17 protein-coding genes are annotated in these 19,587 nt (G+C 66.7%); 9 read left to right on the forward strand and 8 right to left on the reverse strand.

Annotation, left to right across the window (positions count from 1 at the left end; all coding sequences use genetic code 11):
- Positions 1 to 24: 24 nt before the first annotated feature.
- The 8 genes from HNP46_RS05310 to HNP46_RS05345 all read left to right on the forward strand — a co-directional run bounded on the left by HNP46_RS05310 (position 25) and on the right by HNP46_RS05345 (position 8,231).
- Positions 25 to 570 (forward strand): FixH family protein, encoded by a 546-nt coding sequence (locus tag HNP46_RS05310; RefSeq protein WP_184586518.1) that lies wholly within the window; start codon positions 25 to 27, stop codon positions 568 to 570.
- Positions 567 to 3,044, forward strand: a complete 2,478-nt coding sequence (locus HNP46_RS05315) for a heavy metal translocating P-type ATPase (RefSeq protein ID WP_184586520.1) — start codon at positions 567 to 569, stop codon at positions 3,042 to 3,044. The genes HNP46_RS05310 and HNP46_RS05315 overlap by 4 nt, the downstream gene beginning before the upstream one ends.
- 1 nt (position 3,045) lies before the next feature.
- Positions 3,046 to 3,279 (forward strand): cbb3-type cytochrome oxidase assembly protein CcoS, encoded by a 234-nt coding sequence (gene ccoS, locus HNP46_RS05320; RefSeq protein ID WP_184586522.1) that lies wholly within the window; start codon positions 3,046 to 3,048, stop codon positions 3,277 to 3,279.
- Entirely contained in the window at positions 3,272 to 3,997 is a 726-nt protein-coding gene (locus tag HNP46_RS05325) for a sulfite exporter TauE/SafE family protein (RefSeq protein ID WP_184586524.1), read from the forward strand. The genes ccoS and HNP46_RS05325 overlap by 8 nt, the downstream gene beginning before the upstream one ends.
- A 72-nt stretch (positions 3,998 to 4,069) precedes the next feature.
- On the forward strand, positions 4,070 to 5,452 hold the full coding sequence (hemN, locus tag HNP46_RS05330) for an oxygen-independent coproporphyrinogen III oxidase (RefSeq protein ID WP_184586526.1): 1,383 nt from the start codon (positions 4,070 to 4,072) through the stop codon (positions 5,450 to 5,452).
- A gap of 258 nt (positions 5,453 to 5,710) precedes the next feature.
- Positions 5,711 to 6,445 carry a transcriptional regulator Anr gene (gene anr, locus HNP46_RS05335; protein WP_184586528.1) on the forward strand — a complete coding sequence of 245 codons (735 nt, stop codon included), beginning with the start codon at positions 5,711 to 5,713 and terminating at the stop codon, positions 6,443 to 6,445.
- 116 nt (positions 6,446 to 6,561) lie between these two features.
- Positions 6,562 to 7,110: an adenine phosphoribosyltransferase gene (locus HNP46_RS05340; protein ID WP_184586530.1), complete on the forward strand. Its 549-nt coding sequence runs from the start codon at positions 6,562 to 6,564 to the stop codon at positions 7,108 to 7,110.
- Between the two features lie 290 nt (positions 7,111 to 7,400).
- On the forward strand, positions 7,401 to 8,231 hold the full coding sequence (locus tag HNP46_RS05345; protein ID WP_184586532.1) for a metal-dependent hydrolase: 831 nt from the start codon (positions 7,401 to 7,403) through the stop codon (positions 8,229 to 8,231).
- Between the two features lie 95 nt (positions 8,232 to 8,326).
- On the opposite strand, the gene HNP46_RS05350 is transcribed toward HNP46_RS05345, so the two are convergent.
- From HNP46_RS05350 to HNP46_RS05365, 4 genes are all read right to left on the reverse strand, one after another.
- Entirely contained in the window at positions 8,327 to 9,079 is a 753-nt protein-coding gene (locus HNP46_RS05350; RefSeq protein WP_184586534.1) for an amidotransferase, read from the reverse strand.
- 194 nt (positions 9,080 to 9,273) lie between these two features.
- Complete coding sequence (locus HNP46_RS05355) at positions 9,274 to 9,828, reverse strand: cysteine hydrolase family protein (protein ID WP_184586536.1); 555 nt, start codon at positions 9,826 to 9,828, stop codon at positions 9,274 to 9,276.
- Between the two features lie 309 nt (positions 9,829 to 10,137).
- A complete protein-coding gene (locus tag HNP46_RS05360) occupies positions 10,138 to 12,282 on the reverse strand; it encodes a 3-hydroxyacyl-CoA dehydrogenase NAD-binding domain-containing protein (RefSeq protein WP_184586538.1) in 2,145 nt (714 codons plus the stop codon).
- Between the two features lie 17 nt (positions 12,283 to 12,299).
- Entirely contained in the window at positions 12,300 to 13,505 is a 1,206-nt protein-coding gene (locus HNP46_RS05365; protein ID WP_184586540.1) for an acetyl-CoA C-acetyltransferase, read from the reverse strand.
- Positions 13,506 to 14,202: 697 nt separating this feature from the next.
- Between HNP46_RS05365 and HNP46_RS05370 the strand changes: the two genes are divergently transcribed.
- A complete protein-coding gene (locus tag HNP46_RS05370) occupies positions 14,203 to 15,006 on the forward strand; it encodes a cytochrome c (protein ID WP_184586542.1) in 804 nt (267 codons plus the stop codon).
- Positions 15,007 to 15,391: 385 nt separating this feature from the next.
- Here HNP46_RS05370 and HNP46_RS05375 read toward each other — a convergent pair whose 3' ends face one another.
- The 4 genes from HNP46_RS05375 to HNP46_RS05390 form a co-directional block, all read right to left on the reverse strand.
- The gene (locus HNP46_RS05375; protein ID WP_184586544.1) at positions 15,392 to 16,126 is read right to left on the reverse strand and encodes a proteasome-type protease; all 735 of its coding nucleotides are present in this window, start codon (positions 16,124 to 16,126) and stop codon (positions 15,392 to 15,394) included.
- Between the two features lie 67 nt (positions 16,127 to 16,193).
- Complete coding sequence (locus HNP46_RS05380; protein WP_184586546.1) at positions 16,194 to 17,003, reverse strand: transglutaminase family protein; 810 nt, start codon at positions 17,001 to 17,003, stop codon at positions 16,194 to 16,196.
- Positions 17,000 to 17,950 (reverse strand): alpha-E domain-containing protein, encoded by a 951-nt coding sequence (locus tag HNP46_RS05385; RefSeq protein ID WP_184586548.1) that lies wholly within the window; start codon positions 17,948 to 17,950, stop codon positions 17,000 to 17,002. The genes HNP46_RS05380 and HNP46_RS05385 overlap by 4 nt, the downstream gene beginning before the upstream one ends.
- 4 nt (positions 17,951 to 17,954) lie before the next feature.
- Positions 17,955 to 19,367 (reverse strand): circularly permuted type 2 ATP-grasp protein, encoded by a 1,413-nt coding sequence (locus tag HNP46_RS05390; RefSeq protein WP_184586550.1) that lies wholly within the window; start codon positions 19,365 to 19,367, stop codon positions 17,955 to 17,957.
- Positions 19,368 to 19,587 lie beyond the last annotated feature (220 nt).

The raw sequence follows: 19,587 nt of genomic DNA on the forward strand, positions 1-19,587 counted from the left end.
CACTGCCAGCGAGAGAACAAGACCATGCAATCGGCCCTGAAAACGCCCGTGGAACCCTGGTACAAGCACCTCTGGCCGTGGATCATCATCGCCATGCTGGCCACCTCGGTTGCCCTCAGCCTGACGATGGTCAACATCGCCGTGAACAACCAGGATTCCCTGGTCAGCGACAACTATTACGAAGCCGGCAAGGGCATCAACCGTTCCCTGGACCGCGAGCACCTCGCCCAGGAACTGAAGATGCAGGCCAAGCTCAGCTTCGACGAGCTGACCGGCGAAGTGGACCTGCGCCTGACCGGCGACAGCCGTCCGGCCACCCTCACCCTGAACCTGCTCTCCCCCACCCTGGAGTCCCAGGACAAGCACCTGGAGCTGCGCGCAGCCCCCGCCGAGCCGGGTCGCTACACCGCCAGCCTGGATGCCGCCGTCAAGGGTCGCCGCTTCGTCGAGCTGCTCGGCGAGGAAAATGGCAAGACCTGGCGTCTGTTCGAGGAAGAGAAGGTCGCCCCCGGCGGCTCCTTTGTCCTCGGCGACGAGCCCCTCAGCGGAGACGAAGCCGAGCGCCCATGAGCGCCGCGCTGCTCTGTTTCCATTGCGCGCTGCCGGTACCGCCCGGCAGCCGCTTCACCGCCCCCGTACTCGGCGAGACCCGCGAATTCTGCTGCCCGGGCTGCCAGGCCGTGGCCGAGGCCATCGTCGCCGGCGGCCTGGAAGGCTATTACCGGCACCGTACCGAAGCCGCGCCCAACCCTGACGCCCTCCCCGAGCAGCTCGCCGACGAGCTGAAGCTGTTCGACCGCCCCGACGTGCAGCAGCCCTTCGTCCAGCACCAGGGCGAACTGGCCGAGACCACCCTGATCATGGAAGGCATCAGCTGCGCCGCCTGCGGCTGGCTGATCGAAAAGCACCTCAAGACCCTGCCAGCCGTCGCCGAGGCCGGGCTCAACCTGTCCAACCACCGCCTGCACGTGCGCTGGTCCGACAGCGATCTGCCCCTGAGTGAACTGCTCGCCGAGCTGCGCAGGATCGGCTACGCCGCCCATCCCTTCCAGCCCGACCGCGCTGCCGAGCAGCTGCATCAGGAGAACCGCAAGTCCCTGCGCCAGCTCGGCGTCGCCGGCCTGCTGTGGTTCCAGGCGATGATGGCGACCATGGCCACCTGGCCGGAATTCAACATCGACCTGAGCCCCGAGCTGCACGAAATCCTGCGCTGGGTGGCGATGTTCCTCACCACGCCCATCGTCTTCTACTCCTGCCAGCCGTTCTTCCGCGGCGCCGTGCGTGACCTGCGCACGCGCCACCTGACCATGGACGTCTCGGTGTCCCTGGCCATCGGCGGCGCCTACCTGGCCGGTATCTGGACCGCCGTCACCGGTCATGGCGACCTGTACTTCGACGCCGTCGGCATGTTCGCCCTGTTCCTGCTCGCCGGCCGCTACCTCGAACGCCGCGCCCGCGAGCGCACCGCCGCCGCCACTGCGCAACTGGTCAACCTGCTGCCCGCCTCCTGCCTGCGCCTGGACGCCAGCGGCCAGAGCAGCCGCGTGCTGCTCAGCGAACTGAATGTCGGCGACCGCGTGCTGGTGCAGCCCGGCGCGGTGATCCCGGCCGACGGCCTGATCCTCGACGGCCAGTCCAGCGTCGACGAATCCCTGCTCACCGGCGAATACCTGCCGCAGGCACGGCAGAGCGGCGACAGCGTTACCGGCGGCACGCTCAACGTCGAAGGCCCGCTGACCGTGCAGGTCAAGGCGCTGGGCGGCGACAGCCGGCTGTCCGCCATCGTCCGCCTGCTCGAACGCGCCCAGTCGGACAAACCGCGTCTCGCCGAGCTGGCCGACAAGGCCGCGCAATGGTTCCTCATCGCCCTGCTGGTACTCGCCGCCGTGGTCGGCCTGTTCTGGTGGCAGCACGATGCCTCCCGTGCCTTCTGGGTGGTCCTGGCGATGCTGGTAGCGACCTGCCCGTGTGCGCTGTCCCTGGCCACGCCCACTGCGCTCACCGCCGCCACCGGCAGCCTGCACAAGCTCGGCCTGCTGGTGACCCGCGGCCACGTGCTGGAAGGCCTGAACCACATCGACACGGTGATCTTCGACAAGACCGGCACCCTCACCGAAGGCCGCCTGACCCTGCGTGCGGTCCGCCCGCTGGGCGCGCTGGACAGCGACGCCTGCCTGGCCCTGGCCGCCGCGCTGGAGAACCGCTCCGAACACCCCATCGCCCGCGCCTTCGGCCGCGCGCCGCAGCCCGCCGAGAGCGTCGAGAGCCATCCCGGCCTGGGCCTGGAAGGCCGGGTCGGCGAACGCCGCCTGCGCATCGGCGAGCCGTCCTTCGTCTGCGCCCTGAGCGGCCGCGAAGCGCCGCAGCATCCGCAGGAACCCGGCCAGTGGCTGCTGCTGGGCGATGAGAGCCAGGCGCTGGCCTGGCTGGTACTGGACGACCGTATCCGCGAAGACGCCGCCGACCTGCTCGACGCCTGCCGCGCCCGCGGCTGGAAGACCCTGCTGCTGTCCGGCGACAGCTCGCCCATGGTCGGCCGCGTCGCCGCCGAGCTGGGCATCGATGATTGCCGCGGCGGCCTGCGCCCGGACGACAAGCTGGAAGTGCTGCGCCAGCTGCACCAGCAAGGCCATCGCGTGCTGATGCTCGGCGACGGCGTCAACGACGTGCCGGTGCTGGCCGCCGCCGATATCAGCGTCGCCATGGGCACGGCCACCGACCTGGCCAAGACCAGCGCCGACGCGGTGCTGCTGTCCAACCGCCTGGACAGCGTGGTGCAGGCCTTCGCCCTGGCCCGCCGCACGCGCCGGGTGATCATCGAGAACCTGGTCTGGGCGGGGTTGTACAATGGCCTGATGTTGCCCTTCGCCGCCCTCGGCTGGATCACCCCCGTATGGGCCGCGGTGGGCATGTCGATCAGCTCGCTGACCGTGGTGCTCAACGCCCTGCGCCTGACCCGGCTGCCCAAGGGCGTCGGCGCCACGCCTGCGACCACCAACCTGCCAGTCGCCCCAGCGGCGGCGCAGGCGCTGCCACGGAGTTGAAATGCCCGCTCTCTACATCATGATTCCGGTCGCCGTGGTCATCGTCGGCATCTGCATCGCGATCTTCTTCTGGGCGGTGAACAGCGGCCAGTACGACGACATGGACGGCCCGGCCCACAGCATCCTGTTCGACGACGAAGACCCCAAGCACCAGGCCGGTATCGACGAAGCCGAGGGCAGCGACTCGCACTCAGGCCAGCAGCAGGGCCAGCAGCAGGACCGTCGCGATGCCTGAACTGGCGCCGCTGCTGGCGTCCGCACTGATCCTCGGCCTGCTCGGCGGCGGTCACTGCCTGGGCATGTGCGGCGGCCTGATGGGCGCGCTGACCATGGCCATCCCGCCGGAGCAGCGCGGCCGTCGCCTGCGTCTGCTGCTGGCCTACAATCTTGGTCGTATCCTCAGCTACGCCTGCGCCGGGCTGCTGCTCGGCCTCGCCGGCTGGGCCGTGGCGCGCACGCCGTTCGCCTCGGCGCTGCGGGTGATCGCCGGCCTGCTGCTGATCGCCATGGGTCTGTACCTGGCCGGCTGGTGGAGTGGCCTGACCCGCATCGAAGCCCTCGGCCGTGGCCTCTGGAAGCACATCCAGCCCTTCGCCAGCCGCCTGCTGCCGGTGGCCACCGTGCCGCGCGCGCTGCTGCTGGGCGCGCTCTGGGGCTGGCTGCCGTGCGGGCTGGTCTACAGCACCCTGCTGTGGGCCACCAGCCAGGGCTCGGCGGTGGACAGCGCGCTGCTGATGCTCGCCTTCGGCCTGGGCACCTGGCCGGTGCTGCTGGCCACAGGGCTGGCTGCCGAGCGCATCACTGCGCTGCTGCGCAAGCGCAGCGTGCGCATGGCCGGCGGCATCCTGGTGATCCTCTTCGGCCTGTGGACCCTGCCCGGCCCGCACCAGGCCTGGATCATGGGCCACGAAATGCACGCCAGCGCCGGCATTGCCCACCATAAAGCCGCTTGATACAGGTCAACAGGCCTCTGTCGGACACTCCCTAGACTGCGCAGGACAAGCTCGCCACCGGGGAACATCGGCATGCTCGACAATATTCGCTGGGACGCAGATCTGATACGCCGCTACGATCTGGCCGGCCCGCGCTATACCTCCTATCCCACCGCCGTGCAGTTCCACGAAGGAGTCGGACCCTTCGACCTGCTGCATGGCCTGCGTGATAGCCAGAAAGCGCAACGGCCACTCTCGCTCTACGTGCACGTGCCGTTCTGCGCGAACATCTGCTACTACTGCGCCTGCAACAAGGTCATCACCAAGGATCGTGGCCGCAGCGCCCCCTACCTCGCCCGCCTCATCCGCGAAATCGAGATCGTCAGCCGCCACCTGGGTCGCCAGCAGCAAGTCGAGCAGCTGCATTTCGGCGGAGGTACCCCGACCTTCCTGAGCCCCGGCCAGCTGCGCGAGCTGATGGCGCAACTGCGCACGCACTTCCACTTCGTCGAGGGCGACTTCGGCGACTACGGCATCGAGATCGACCCGCGCGAGGCCGACTGGTCGACCATGGGCCTGCTCCGCGAACTGGGCTTCAACCGCGCCAGCATCGGTGTGCAGGACTTCAACCTGGAGGTGCAGCAGGCCATCAACCGCCTGCAGAGCCTCGACGAGACCCGCGCCATCATCGATGCGGCGCGCACCCTGCAATTCCGCTCGATCAACATCGACCTGATCTACGGCCTGCCCAGGCAGACCCCGGATACCTTCGCCCACACCGTGGAACAGGTCATCGCCCTGCAGCCCAACCGGCTGTCGGTGTTCAACTACGCGCACCTCCCCGAGCGCTTCCCGCCGCAGCGGCGGATCAATGCCGAAGACCTGCCCTCCCCCGGCCAGAAACTGGAAATGCTGCAGCGCACCACCGAGCAGCTGGAAGCCGCCGGTTATCGCTACATCGGCATGGACCATTTCGCTCTGCCGGACGACGAGCTGGCCATGGCCCAGGAAGACGGCACCCTGCAGCGCAACTTCCAGGGCTACACCACCCACGGCCATTGCGACCTGGTGGGCCTGGGCGTCTCGGCGATCAGCCAGATCGGCGACCTCTACAGCCAGAACAGCAACGACATCGCCGACTACCAGAGCACCCTCGACCAGGGCCAGCTCGCCACCCGCCGCGGCCTGCACTGCAACAAGGACGACATCATCCGCCGCGCGGTGATCCAGCAGCTGATCTGTCACTTCCAGCTGGACTTCGAGGAGATCGAGGAGCTCTACAACATCGATTTCCGCGGCTACTTCGGCGAAATCTGGCCCGAGCTGGAACGCTTCGCCGAGGACGGACTGATCCACCTGGGTCCGCGCGGCATCGACGTCAGCGCCTCGGGCCGGCTACTGGTGCGTTCGCTGTGCATGCTGTTCGACCGCTACCTGCCGATGCAGAACCTGCAGCGCTTCTCGCGGGTCATCTGACCCGCGGGTTCCTCCTCGCGCGACCGACGGTACGGGGCCAACTGTCGCACCCATTGCAACAGGATATGTCTGCAATTTCGTGGTGAGGGAACAGCCCTGCCGCGGCACTTTTCGAAAGAATTCGAGACCCGACACGGCCCTCGCAAACCCTCATTTGCGCGGCTGAAACCTGCGATTCAGACAGGTCGCCAACTGGCGCGCGACTTGCCGTCTGCGGTACCCTTGGTTTTTGTGTGCCATCCCATTCAAGGAACACTCATGGCCGAAACCATCAAAGTGCGCGCCCTCCCCCAGGCGCACTGCAAGGACTGCAGCCTGGCGCCCCTCTGCCTGCCCCTGTCGCTGAACGCCACTGACATGGATTCCCTCGACGAGATCGTCAAACGCGGCCGGCCGTTGAAGAAGGGCGAGTTCCTGTTCCGCCAGGGCGATGCCTTCGGCTCCGTCTTCGCCGTGCGCTCCGGCGCCCTGAAGACCTTCAGCATCACCGATGGCGGCGAAGAGCAGATCACCGGCTTCCACCTGCCCAGCGAGCTGGTCGGCCTGTCCGGCATGGACACCGAGAGCTACCCGGTCTCGGCCCAGGCGCTGGAAACCACTTCGGTCTGCGAAATTCCCTTCGAGCGTCTGGACGAACTCTCCGAGCAACTGCCGCAACTGCGCCGCCAGTTGCTGCGGGTGATGAGCCGCGAAATCCGTGATGACCAGCAGATGATGATGCTGCTGTCGAAGAAGACCGCCGACGAGCGCATCGCCACCTTCCTGGTGAACCTCTCCGCACGCTTCCGCGCCCGCGGCTTCTCGGCCCAGCAGTTCCGTCTGGCCATGTCGCGCAACGAGATCGGCAACTACCTGGGCCTGGCGGTGGAAACCGTGTCCCGCGTGTTCACCCGCTTCCAGCAGAACGGCCTGATCGCCGCCGAAGGCAAGGAAGTGCACATCCTCGACTCCATCGAGCTGTGCGCCCTCGCCGGTGGCCAACTGGAAAGCTGATCCAGGGCAAAGCTGACTGACTGGATGACTTTCCGGTCATCGAAAACGGGCTCGCCGACTGGCGGGCCCGTTATACTTTGGCCTCTGCAAAAACCCGCATCAGGTGCACATCCAGCATGATCCTCAACCCACTCGACCTGAAGTCCGTGATCCGCGCCGTTCCCGACTTTCCCAAGCCCGGCGTCATGTTCCGTGACATCACCCCGCTGTTCCAGTCGCCGCGAGCCCTGCGCTTCGTCGCCGACAGCTTCATCCAGCGCTATGTCGAGGCCGACTTCACCCACATCGGCGCCATGGATGCGCGCGGCTTCCTGATCGGTTCGATCATCGCCTACGAGCTGAACAAGCCCCTGGTGCTGTTCCGCAAGCGCGGCAAGCTGCCGGCCGACGTACTGGCCCAGGCCTACGAGACCGAGTACGGCGAAGCCCTGCTGGAAGTCCATGCCGACAGCCTGTGCGAAGGCGACAGCGTGCTGATCTTCGATGACCTGATCGCCACCGGCGGCACCCTGCTGGCCGCCGCTCAGCTGGTACGCCGCATGGGCGCCAGCGTGTACGAAGCCGCTGCGATCATCGACCTGCCGGAGCTGGGCGGTTCGACCAAGCTCAACGACGCGCAGATCCCCACCTACAGCCTGACTGCCTTCGCCCTAGACGAGCAGTGACAGACCAGCGGTGACAGGCAACGGGCGCTTCGGCGCCCGTTTTCGTTTCCGCCATTCGCGTTGGACCTGCCCCATCCAATGGCTGGTCGTACCCCGCTTGGCCTGATTCGACCCCGGCGCGGCCAGATATGACCTGGCGATTGTCCGACAAGACTCCGAACATGACATCAACCGATGACACATTCGAAGGTGGCATCGCGAACTAACGACAGGGCTCGCCCGGATTGCCGCACCTGCCACGTGCCGCACTCCCGTCCGCCAGGCGCCCGCAAAACAACAAGGAGTTAGTCATGAACGCCAATACCACGCCGATCCGCGCCAACTTCCCGGTCCGCCGCATGGATTTCACCTTCAGTGAAACGCCGAAATACTGGTGGGACGGGCAGCCGTTCATGACCCACTTCATGAACAACCTGTCCTCGCTGTTCCCCTACGGCGAGAAGTTCTTCGTCGACAGCGTGCGCGCCGTGCGCGAGCGCATCCAGGACCCGCAGCTGCAGAAGGACGTCAGCGCCTTCATCGGCCAGGAAGCCATGCACTCCAAGGAGCACGCGGCCTACAACGAGTACGCCGACGAGCACGGCATCGACCTGGAAACTCTGGAGCTGCGCATCAAGGTGCTGCTCGAATCCATCAGCAAGGTCACCACCAGGAAGCACCAGCTGGCGATCACCTGCGCCCTGGAACACTTCACCGCGACCATGGCCGAACAGCTGCTCAAGCGCGAAGACCTGAGCAGCCAGATGAAGTCGGACAAGATGTACAAGCTGTGGATGTGGCACGCCGTCGAGGAAAACGAGCACAAGGCGGTGGCCTACGACGTCTACCAGCAGGTCTACGGTGGCTACTTCACCCGTACCGCGGTGATGCTGCTGACCACCGTGATCTTCCTCGGCGTGATCGCCGGCTTCCAGATCAACCTGCTGCGCCGTGACGGCCAGCTGTTCAACTGGCGCAGCTGGAAGCACGGCCTGGGCGTACTGCTGCACCCGCGCCGCGGCTACTTCGTCAACCTGATCCGCCCGTGGCTGGACTACTTCCGCCCCGGCTTCCACCCCTTCGACCACGACACCAAGGCGCTGGAAACCCGCTGGAAGGAAACCCTGGACTTCGCCGGCTGATCGGCGCATCCAGCAGCGCCGAAGGCGCCCGCCAACGGCCCTGCAAAAGAAAACGCCGCTCGATCGAGCGGCGTTTTCATTCAGCGCATCCGCTATCAGGCGGCGCTTTTCTTCTCGGCCTTGTTCTTCTCGTCGCGGCCCTGCTGGACGAAGCGCATCATCCACTCCGCCACCGCCGTGCCCTGGTGCGGGCGCGCGAGGCTGTCGATGCCAGCCTGCCAGACCGGCTCGCTGAAGATCGGCTTGCGCAGTTCGAGGATCGCCTGGGAGTAGTCGGCCTGGAATTCCGGATGGCCCTGGAAGCACAGCACCTGGTCGCCGATGGCGTAGGCGGCATTCGGGCAGAAGTCGCTGGAAGCGATGCGACGGGCGCCGTGGGGCAGCTCGGTGACCTGGTCCTGGTGGCTGACCAGCAGGGTCAGGCCATCGCCCAGCGATGGGGTCATCCACTGCGGCTGCTCCTCGATGCGGTAATCGTGGATGCCCACGCCCCAACCCTGGCTGGCGCGCTCGGTCCTGCCGCCCAGCACCAGTGCCAGCAGCTGGTGGCCGAAGCACACGCCCAGCAGCTTGTCGCCGCGCTCGTAGAGCTTGAGCACGTAGTCCTTGAGGGTCTGGATCCAGGGATCGGTGCCGAAGGAGTCCGCCTTGCTGCCGGTCACCAGGTACGCGTCGAACGTCTCATCGTCGGGCGGGTAATGCCCTTCCACCACGTTGTAGACCGTGAACTGGGCCGGAACGGGTTGTTTGGCGAACAGTTGCTGGAACATCCAGCCATAACCCTTGTACTGATCGATGAGTTCGGGGCGGAGGATGTCGGTTTCCAGAATGCAGATACGCAGCGACATGCAGTGGTGATTCCTGGGGGATAAGAGAATGGGTTCCTGGTACGAATGAAACGCGCGTGAAAATTACGCCCTATTTTTTCACCACACAAGATGCCGAAGCGGATTCTTGCGCAGGAATTGCAGGGGAAATACCGGAAAAAGCGATTTCCTTCAATTGCACGGGCGCACAGGAGTGACGGCCGGTTGGCAAGGATTCAGTTCAGTGACCATTCGCGCAGCAGCGAGTTCGCGTCCAGCACCTGCGCGTATTCGCCTTGCAGGTTGGCCAGGGACATGGCGTGAACCTCTTCAGCGCTGCGCTGCAGGCCGTTGAAATCGGGCTTGGCGAAGGCAAAGCAGGCATCCGCCACCACCCGTGTCTGGAAGCCCAGGTTACCCGCCGAGCGCGTCGTGGCCTCTACCGAGTTGTTGGTGCTGACACCACAGATCACCACGGCCTCGATGCCGCGCACACGCAGCCAGCGCTCCAGGCCGCTGTGGATGAAGGCGTCGGGGACGTTCTTCTCCACCACGTGTTCATGCTCCAGCGGCGCCAGCGCGTCCTGGAACTCCGCACCTGGCTGTCCCGGCCAGAACGGTGAGCCCGGGGTGCGCGAGAGGTGGCGGACATGCACCAGCGGCCACCCTTTTCCGCGCCATGCTGCGAGCAGCTCGCCGATACGCTGCTCGGCCTGCGGGTTGTTGCGCGGCTCGGGGCTGGCCTGCATGCCTTTCTGCTGGTCGATGATCAACAGGGCGGGAGGAGTCATCGGGGCGGTCCTGCGCGGGTGAGAGGCGTCATCCTAAGGTGTGTGCGGGCAAGAAAAAACCGGCCATGGGCCGGTTTCGCTATTCAGGAGTGCGCCTGGAAGTCCGAGCGGACGGTCGCCCTCTCCCCAGCCCTCTCCCGCAAGCGGGAGAGGGGGCAGTTCGTGCGGGCACTTTGGTTTCCCCCGGCCACTCCCTTCCCTCACCTCGTTCAGGAAGGAGGAGCTTTTCCTGTAAGAGCGAGCTTGCTCGCGAACAGCCCCCGCTGCGGGGCCGGGTTCGCGAACAAGTTCGCTCCTACAAAGAGCCGGTCAGAACGGTTCGTTGCGCGCCGCCTTCTCCAGCAACAACGCTGGCGGCAGGAAGCGCTCGCCGTACTGTTCGGCCAGGTACTGGGCGCGGGCGACGAAGTCCTTCAGGCCGTACTGGTTGATGAACTGCAGCGCGCCGCCGCTCCAGGCGGCGAAGCCGATGCCGAAGATCGAGCCGATATTGGCATCGGCGGTGGAGGTCAACACGCCCTCCTCCACGCAGCGCACCGTCTCGATGGCCTGCACGAAGAGGATGCGGTCGCGCACGTCCTCGGCGGATATCTGCGCATCAGCCTTCTCGAAGCGCTGCTTCAATTCCGGCCACAGATGCTTCTTGCCATTGGCGGGATAGTCGTAGAAACCGGCGCCGGCCGCTTTGCCCGGGCGCTTGTACTCATTGACCATCAGGTCCACCACGGCGAAGGCCGGGTGCTTGGGCAACTGCTTGCCTTCGGCCTCCAGGTCCTTGCGGGTCTGCTCGCGGATGTGGGTCATCAGGCTCATGGAGACTTCATCGCTGATCGCCAGCGGGCCCACCGGCATGCCGGCCTGGCGCGCCTGGTTCTCGATCATCGCCGCCGACACGCCCTCGCCGAGCATGGCCAGGCCTTCGTTGGTGAAGGTGCCGAACACGCGGGAGGTGAAGAAGCCGCGGCTGTCGTGGACGACGATCGGGGTCTTCTTGATCTGCAGGACGTAGTCGAAGGCGCGGGCCAGGGTGGCGTCGTCGGTCTTCTCGCCGCGGATGATCTCCACCAGCGGCATCTTGTCCACCGGGCTGAAGAAATGCAGGCCGATGAATTTCTGCGGCTGCGCCACCGCTTCGGCCAGGCCGGTGATCGGCAGGGTCGAGGTGTTGGACGCGATCACCGCATCGGGAAGCGCAGCGGATTCGGCAGCAGCGGTGACCTTGGCCTTCAGGCCACGGTCCTCGAACACCGCTTCGATGATCAGGTCGCAGCCCTCGAAGTCAGCGTCGCTGGCGGTCGGTTTGATCCGCGCGAGGAAAGCGTCGCGCTTCTCGGCGCTCATCTGGCCCTTGCCGACCTTCTTGTCCAGCAGGCCGGCGGAATAGGCCTTGCCCTTCTCGGCGGCTTCGATGGACACGTCCTTGAGCACCACGTCGATGCCGGCGGCGGCCGAGACGTAAGCGATGCCCGCACCCATCATGCCGGCGCCGACCACCCCGACCTTCTTCGTCTGCTGCGGCGGGATGCCCTGCGGACGGGACTTGCCGGCGTTGATCTCGTTGAGCTGGAACCAGAAGGTGCCGATCATGTTCTTCGCCACCTGGCCGGTGGTCAGCTCGGTGAAGTAGCGCGCCTCGATCAGCTGCGCGGTGTCGAAGTCCACCTGCGCGCCTTCCACGGCGGCGCACATGATCTTCTCCGGCGCCGGGAAGCAGCCCTTGGTCTTGTCGCGCAGCACGGATGGGGCGATAGCCAGCATCTGCGCCACGGCCGGGCTCGACGGCGTGCCGCCGGGAATCTTGTAGCCGGCGCTGTCCCATGGCTGCTTGGCGGCCGGGTTGGCGGCAATCCACTCGCGGGCCTTGGCCAGCAGCTCTTCGCGGCTGGAAGCCAGCTGGTGGATCAGGCCGGCCTTGAGCGCCTGTTCGGGGCGCACTTTCTTGCCTTCGGCCAGGTACGGCAGGGCCTTTTCCAGGCCCAGCAGGCGCACCATGCGCACCACGCCGCCACCGCCGGGCAGCAGGCCCAGGGTGACTTCCGGCAGGCCGAGCTGGACGTGGCTTTCGTCCAGGGCGATACGGTGGTGGCAGGCCAGGCAGATTTCCCAGCCGCCGCCCAGGGCCGCGCCGTTGATGGCGGCGACCACCGGCTTGCCGAGGGTCTCCAGGCGGCGCAGCTGGCCCTTGAGCACCAGGATGCCTGCGTAGAAGGCCTGGGCGTCGGCCTTGGTCACCTTGATCAGTTCATTGAGGTCGCCGCCGGCGAAGAAGGTCTTCTTCGCGGAGGTGATCACCACCCCGGCGATCGACTCCTTTTCGGCTTCCAGGCGCGCCACGGTGGCGGCCATGGCCTCGCGGTAGACACCGTTCATGGTGTTGGCGCTCTGGCCGGGCATGTCCATGGTCAGGACGACGATATTGTCCTGGCCTTTGTCGTAACGGATGGCGTCAGTCATGTTGTTGTTCTCCGGCCTCAGACGCGTTCGATGATGGTGGCGATGCCCATGCCGCCGCCCACGCAAAGGGTGGCCAGGCCGTAGCGCAGGTTGCGCCGCTCCAGTTCGTCCAGCAGGGTGCCGAGGATCATGCAGCCGGTGGCGCCCAACGGGTGGCCCATGGCGATGGAGCCGCCGTTGACGTTGACCTTGCTCTCCGGCACGCCCATGTCCTTCATGAACTTCATCACCACCGAGGCGAAGGCCTCGTTGACCTCGTAGAGGTCGATGTCCTCGGCCTTCAGCCCGGCCTTGGCCAGCGCCTTGCGGGTGGCTGGCGCGGGGCCGGTGAGCATGATGGTCGGGTCGGTGCTGGTCACCGCGGTGGCGACGATACGCCCGCGGGCCTTCAGGCCCAGCTCGCGGCCCTTGGCCTCGGAGCCGATGAGCATGGCGGTGGCGCCGTCGACGATGCCGGAGCTGTTGCCCGGCGTGTGCACGTGCTCGATGCGCTCGACGAAGCTGTATTTGCGCAGCGCGCTGGCGTCGAAGCCCATCTGCCCCATCATCTCGAAGCTGGGCTTGAGCGCGCCGAGGCCTTCGAGGGTGGAGTCGGCGCGGATGAATTCGTCATGGTCGAGCAGGACGATGCCGTTCTGGTCGGTCACCGGCACCAGCGACCTGGCGAACAGGCCTTCGGCGCGGGCCTTGGCGGCCTTCTGCTGGGAGCGCAGGGCGAAGGCGTCGACGTCGGCGCGGCTGAAGCCTTCCAGGGTGGCGATCAGGTCGGCGCCGATGCCCTGCGGCACGAAGCTGGTGTGCAGGTTGGTTTCCGGGTCCAGCGCCCAGGCGCCGCCGTCGGAGCCCATGGGCACGCGGGACATGGACTCCACGCCGCCGACCACCACCAGATCCTCGAAGCCCGAACGCACCTTCATGGCGCCCAGGTTGACCGCTTCCAGGCCCGAGGCGCAGAAGCGGTTGATCTGCACGCCGGCGACCTGCTCGTCCCAGTCGGCCACCAGCGCGGCGGTCTTGGCGATGTCCGAGCCCTGGTCGCCCACCGGGGTCACGCAACCCAGGACGATGTCGTCGACCTGGGCGGTATCGAGCTGGTTGCGCTGTTGCAGCGCGCGCAGCACCCCGGCCATCAGGTTCACCGGCTTGACGCTGTGCAGCGCGCCGTCCTTCTTGCCCTTGCCGCGGGGAGTGCGCACGGCGTCGTAAATGAATGCTTCGGTCATGGCGATCTCTCTTAGAGTTGTCGTCACGCAGGCGTGGCGTGTCGGCCTACCTTAGCGACCTGTCCGCCAGGGGCAATGACCGCAGCGCTCAGCGCAATTGACCGCCACGCTCAGCCACCGACCGGTGGCGAATGGGCCGAAGGCTCTGGAAAGGGGATGTCGGCGCCGCTGGACGAACGGTCGAAAAGCTGAACAGAGCTGTCACGACCCGGTCATATAGAGGGAATATGCCTGAAGCTGCATCATTTGCTGCGAGATGGTCTAAGCCCGCGCGGCACTAGGCTTAGACTCCATTGTGCCGTTAGTGAAAACGTGCAGATGCAGATGATGCAGAAAGTACCGTTGCCGGGTTTTGCCGGAGCGGTTCGACAAACCAGAAGCCAAGGCGTGCGCTGCTCTACAACAGGCCGTTGGAGCGCCGCGCCAAGAACAAGAAAGGCGGAAGGACATCATGGATAAACAATCGAGAAAATGGCGTCAGGCAAGCCTGATCGTCTTCGCAACCACTGTCGTACTGATCATTCCCAATCTGAGTCGTCTGGTCGGCTAGGGCCAGCAACCGGCCATCCCGCCGCTGCGCACCGCGCGCCGCCATCCGCGAGCCACGGTCAACGCAGCGCGGGAGGAGCCACCCCCTGCATCACCCCGCCAGCCTCTGCTATGGTTCCGCGGCCCGATTTCTCGCCCGGATGCGACCATGCGCCCACTGCTGCTGACGCTGCTCCTGCTCTGCCCCTCTGCCTTCGCCGCCACCCTTGCCCTGGAATTGCCCGACGGCAGGCACAACTTCAGCACCGAGCAACTGCTGGCCAACCCCCAGGCGCAGGACATCGAGATTCCCGCCGATGTCTCCTACAACCGCAGCATGCGCTACCGCGCCGTGCCCCTGGCGGCGCTGCTGGACGGCGTGAAGCCGGCCGATCACCTGCAGGCCGTGGCGCTGGATGGCTTCGCTGCCGAGCTGTCGGCCGCGCCCTTGCTGGAAGGTAAAGGCGCACGCGCCTGGCTGGCCATCGAGGAGCCAGGCAAGCCCTGGCCGAAGCTGGGCAACGGCAAACCGTCCGCCGGCCCCTTCTACCTGGTGTGGACCGACCCGGAGGCCGCCGGCATCGGCCCGGAACAATGGCCCTTCCAGGTCGCCAGCATCCGCTACCTGAAGCCGTTGGCCGAACGCTTCCCGGCGCTGCTGCCAGCGAAGAATGCGTCCAGGCAGGTGCAGGACGGTTTCGCCCAGTTCCAGAAGAACTGCCTGGCCTGCCACCGCCTGAATGGCGCCGGCGACTCGCAGTTCGGGCCGGACCTGAACATCCCGCACAACCCCACCGAGTACTTCGCGCCGGGCTACCTGAAGCAGTACATCCGCGATCCGCAGAGCCTGCGGCACTGGCCCGAGGCGCGGATGAAGGGCTTTGCGGCGGAGGTGATCAGCGACCAGGAGCTGGAGCAGATCGTCGCCTACCTGAAGCACATGGCGGGGCGGAAGGTGAAGGCCGGCGGCTGATCATCCGGGCGCTTGCGTAGGGCGCATGACGCGCCAGCGCTATCCGCCACACAGGGGGCGGCGGATAACCTGTTCCAGGTTATTCGCCCTACGGCCAGATCGGCATGGCGATTGTTCGCGAGCAAGCTCGCTCCTACGAAAAGCCCGCTCCGATGGAAACCCTGTAGGAGCGAGCTTGCTCGCGAACCCGTCCGACCGCCGCCCGATCATCGCCCCCACGCCCGCTCCTTGCCGGCATCCAGCGAACATGGCTTTCGTAGGAGCGGAGCTTCTCCGCGAAATCCCGGCGCAGCCGGGACAGGGGGTCGGGTCAGAGCGCCGACCTGACGGTCGGCATCGCGGACGAAGTCCGCTCCTACGAAGTCATTCCACCGTGGCGCCGGAATCAGTGCCAGTAATCCCCCGGCGGCGCCGGCAGTTCGCCCAGCAGCTGGCGCAATCCGGCGCCCCACTGGTTGCGGATGCCTTCGAAGTACGGGTCGCCCTCCTGGATGCGATACCCCGCCGGCACTTCCAGGCTGCCCTCGCGGTACACCAGCAGGTCCAGCGGCATGCCCACCGAGAGGTTGCTGCGGATGGTCGAGTCGAAGCTGATCAGCGCGCAGCGCAGGGCCTGCTCCAAGGGCGTTGCGTAGCTCATGGCGCGGTCGATGATCGGCTTGCCGTACTTGCTCTCGCCGATCTGGAAATACGGCGTGTCGCGGCAGGATTCGATGAAGTTGCCCTGGGGGTAGACGTTGAACAGGCGCGGCACCTCCGTGCCGATCTGCCCGCCGACCAGGAAGGAGCTGCCCAGGTCGACGCCCTGGCTCTGGCCGATGTTCTCGTCGTGGTCGACTACCTCGCGCAGGGTCGCCCCCACCAGCCGCGCGGCTTCGAAGAGGTTCTCCACCGTGCCGAGGTTGGGTTCGTCGCTGCCCATGCGCTGGCGCAGCGTGCTGATCACCGATTGCGAGGTGGCCAGGTTGCCGGCGCTCTGCACCACGATCAGCCGCTCCCCCGGCGTGCCGAAGATATGCAGCTTGCGGAACACGGCGATGTTGTCGACGCCGGCGTTGGTGCGCGAATCGGAAACGAAGACCAGGCCCTGGGCGAGGTTCATGGCGACGCAATAGGTCATGGCAGTCTCATGGACAGGGAAACTGCCCCCGATCTTAAGCCGCGATCGGCGCGGGCGCCACGCGCGGTCACTGCTGTGCCTGCTGCATCTGCTGCAGGTGCCCCGGCGCCACGGTGACGCGGGCGTGCATCTGCTCGCCGCCACCGCCCCGGCGCATGCCACGCACCGGGCAGGCGTCGAGGTAGTCCAGGCCCACCGCCAGTTTCAGGTGACGCTCGGGGCGATCCAGCACGTTGGTCACGTCGAAGCTGTACCAGGCGTCGTCCAGCCAGGCCTCGGCCCAGGCGTGGCTGGCCAGGTGCTCGTCGCTGTCGGTGTAGAGGTAGCCGGAGACATAGCGCGCCGGCACGCCGAGGTAGCGCAGGCAGGCGAGGAAGGCGTGGGCGTGGTCCTGGCAGACGCCCTGCCCGGCCGCGAAGGCTTCGGCGGCGGTGCTGTCGACCTGGGTCGAACCGGGCACGTAGGCGATGCGTTCGTTCAGCGCCTGCATCAGCCGGATCATCGCCTGGCGGTCGCGGCGCTCGGCGCACTGGGCGCGGGCGAACTCCTGCAGCGCGCCATCGGCCTGGGTCAGGCGGGTGCTGCGCAGGAACGGCAACGGCGACAGGTGATCGTGCTCGCGCTCGTTCTCCACGTCGATCTCCACCTGGCCGTGGGCGGCGATGACGATGGCCTCGTGGGGCTCGTCCAGGGTCAGCACGTGGAGGATGTTGCCGTAGGCGTCGCGCTGCGGGTGCGCCGGGCGCGGCAGGTGCAGTTGCCAGTCGAGCACGTGCTGGCGCTCGCTCTCCTGCGGGGTCAGGCGCAGGTACTGGATGCTCGCGCGCACCTGGTCTTCGTAGCGGTAGGTGGTGTCATGGCGGATGGAGAGTTTCATGCGGCCTCCAGGTACGAGCTGTGAATGGCGTTGGCGAGCTGGCGTACCAGCCCGATGTGATCGGTGATCCAGGGGTGCAGGCCGTTGCCCAGCACTTCGTCGATACCGGTGTAGCGCACCCGCGCTTCCAGCTCGGCGGCCAGGCGCTGGGCCGGGCGGCCATTGATGCCGGGCAGGCTGGCGAGGATCTGGCGCAGCTCCTCGGCGCAGGCCAGCAGCGAGCGCGGCACGTCTTCGCGCAGCAGCAGGAGTTCGGCGATGTTCCGCGCGTTGAGGGCGTCGCGGTACAGCTCGGTGTAGCCCTCGAAGGCCGACAGCGCGCGCAGCAGGGCAGTCCACTGGTAGTAGCCACGCGCGGTGCCTTCGGCCGGGCCGGCGTTGTGCTCGCCCAGCACCTGGTGGCGCGCATCGAGCAGGCGCAGGGTGTTGTCGGCGCGCTCGATGTAGGTGCCCAGGCGGATGAAGTGGAAGGCGTCGTTGCGCATGCTGGTGCCGAAGGTGGCGCCGCGGAACAGGTGCGAGCGGTCCTTCACCCATTCGCAGAAATGGCTGATGCCGTAGCGCAGCAGGCCCTGGTGGGCGATGTCGCGCATCTCCAGCCAGGTGGCGTTGATGTTCTCCCACATGTCGGTGGTGATTCGTCCACGCACCGCATGGGCGCTGGCGCGGGCGGCGCCCAGGCAGCAGTAGATGCTGGCGGGGTTCTGCGCATCCAGGGCGAAGAAGTTCAGCAGGCGCTCGGCGTGCAGCTCGCCGTGGCGCGCCAGGTAGGCGTCCAGGGTGCTGGTGATCAGCAGCGGCATGGCCAGCTCCTGCAGGCCATCGCCCCGGCCGTCCTGGGGCATCAGCGACAGCGAGTAGGACACGTCGAGCATGCGCGCGAGGTTCTCGGCGCGCTCCAGGTAGCGGGACATCCAGTACAGGTCGGAAGCGGTTCTGCTGAGCATGGTTTCAGTCCTCTACGACCCAGGTGTCCTTGGTACCGCCACCCTGTGACGAATTGACGACCAGCGAGCCTTCGCGCAGCGCCACGCGGGTCAGCCCGCCGGGCACCAGGCGCACGTTGTCCGGGGCGGACAGCACGAAGGGCCGCAGGTCGATGTGGCGCGGCGCGATGCCGTTCTCGACGAAGGTCGGGCAGGTCGACAGGCTCAGGGTCGGCTGTGCGATGTAGGCCTCCGGGCGCGCCATGAGGCGGGCGCGGAAGGCTTCGATCTCGGCCGTGGTCGCCGCCGGGCCGACCAGCATGCCGTAGCCACCGGAGCCCTGGGCTTCCTTCACCACCAGCTCGGGCAGGTGCGCCAGCACGTGGGACAGGTCCTGCGGGCGGCGGCACTGCCAGGTCGGCACGTTGTGCAGGATCGGCTCCTGGTCCAGGTAGAAGCGGATCATCTCCGGCACGTAGGGGTAGACCGACTTGTCGTCGGCGACGCCGGTGCCGATGGCGTTGGCCAGTACCACGTTGCCCGCGCGATAGGCGGCCAGCAGGCCGGGCACGCCGAGCACCGAGTCGGGGTTGAAGGCCAGCGGGTCGAGGAAGTCGTCGTCGATGCGTCGGTAGATCACGTCCACCGGCTGCGGGCCGGCGGTGGTGCGCATGTAGACGCGCTCGTCGCGGACGAACAGGTCGGCGCCTTCCACCAGCTCCACGCCCATCTCGCGGGCGAGGAAGGCGTGCTCGAAGTAGGCGCTGTTGAAGCGGCCGGGGGTCAGCACCACCACGCTGGGGTTATCCAGCGGGCTGGAGTTGCGCAGGGTGTCCAGCAGCAGGTTCGGGTAATGGTCGATGGGGGCGATGCGCTGGGCGGCGAACAGCTCGGGGAACAGGCGCATCATCATCTTGCGGTTCTCCAGCATGTAGGAGACGCCGCTGGGGGTACGCAGGTTGTCCTCGAGCACGTAGTAGGCGCCGTTGCCGTCGCGCACCAGGTCGATGCCGGCGATGTGCGCATAGACGTTGCCGGGCACGTCCAGGCCCTGCATGGCCAGTTGGTACTGGTCGTTGGCCAGGACCTGCTCGGGCGGGATCAGGCCTTCCTTGAGGATGCGCTGGTCGTGGTAGAGGTCGGCGAGGAACAGGTTGAGCGCCTGCACGCGCTGGATGCAGCCGGCCTCGATGATCTTCCATTCGCTGGCGGGGATGCTGCGCGGGATGGTGTCGAAGGGAATCAGGCGTTCGGTGCCCTGGTCGTCGCCATAGAGGGTGAAGGTGATCCCCGCGCGATAGAACAGCAGGTCGGCCTCGCGGCGGCGCTGCTGCAGCTGTTCGCCGGGCATGTCCGCCAGCCAGCGGGCGAATTCCGTGTAGTGCGGTCGGCAGGCGCCAGCGGCGTCATGCATTTCGTCATAGAACACCCGAGCCATCTTCCACTCCTTGTTGCCGCGCTTCCTCGGCATGCTCTTACTTGGCAGGAGGGCCATCGCAAGGCCCGTGCCAGAGGTCGATTGCCTGTCCATTCAATGGCTTGCAGAGGCTGCTCACGGGGCTCGCACTGCCATGGTGCGAATCCGCCACGGGCCGCGCGCAGTACGCCCCGTTTGGGGCCACGGGCCGCGCCGGCACTCGCTTGTCAGCCCATGGGGC

This window comes from Pseudomonas nitroreducens, assembly GCF_014204515.1.
GTDB classification, from domain to species: Bacteria; Pseudomonadota; Gammaproteobacteria; order Pseudomonadales; family Pseudomonadaceae; genus Pseudomonas; species Pseudomonas nitritireducens_A.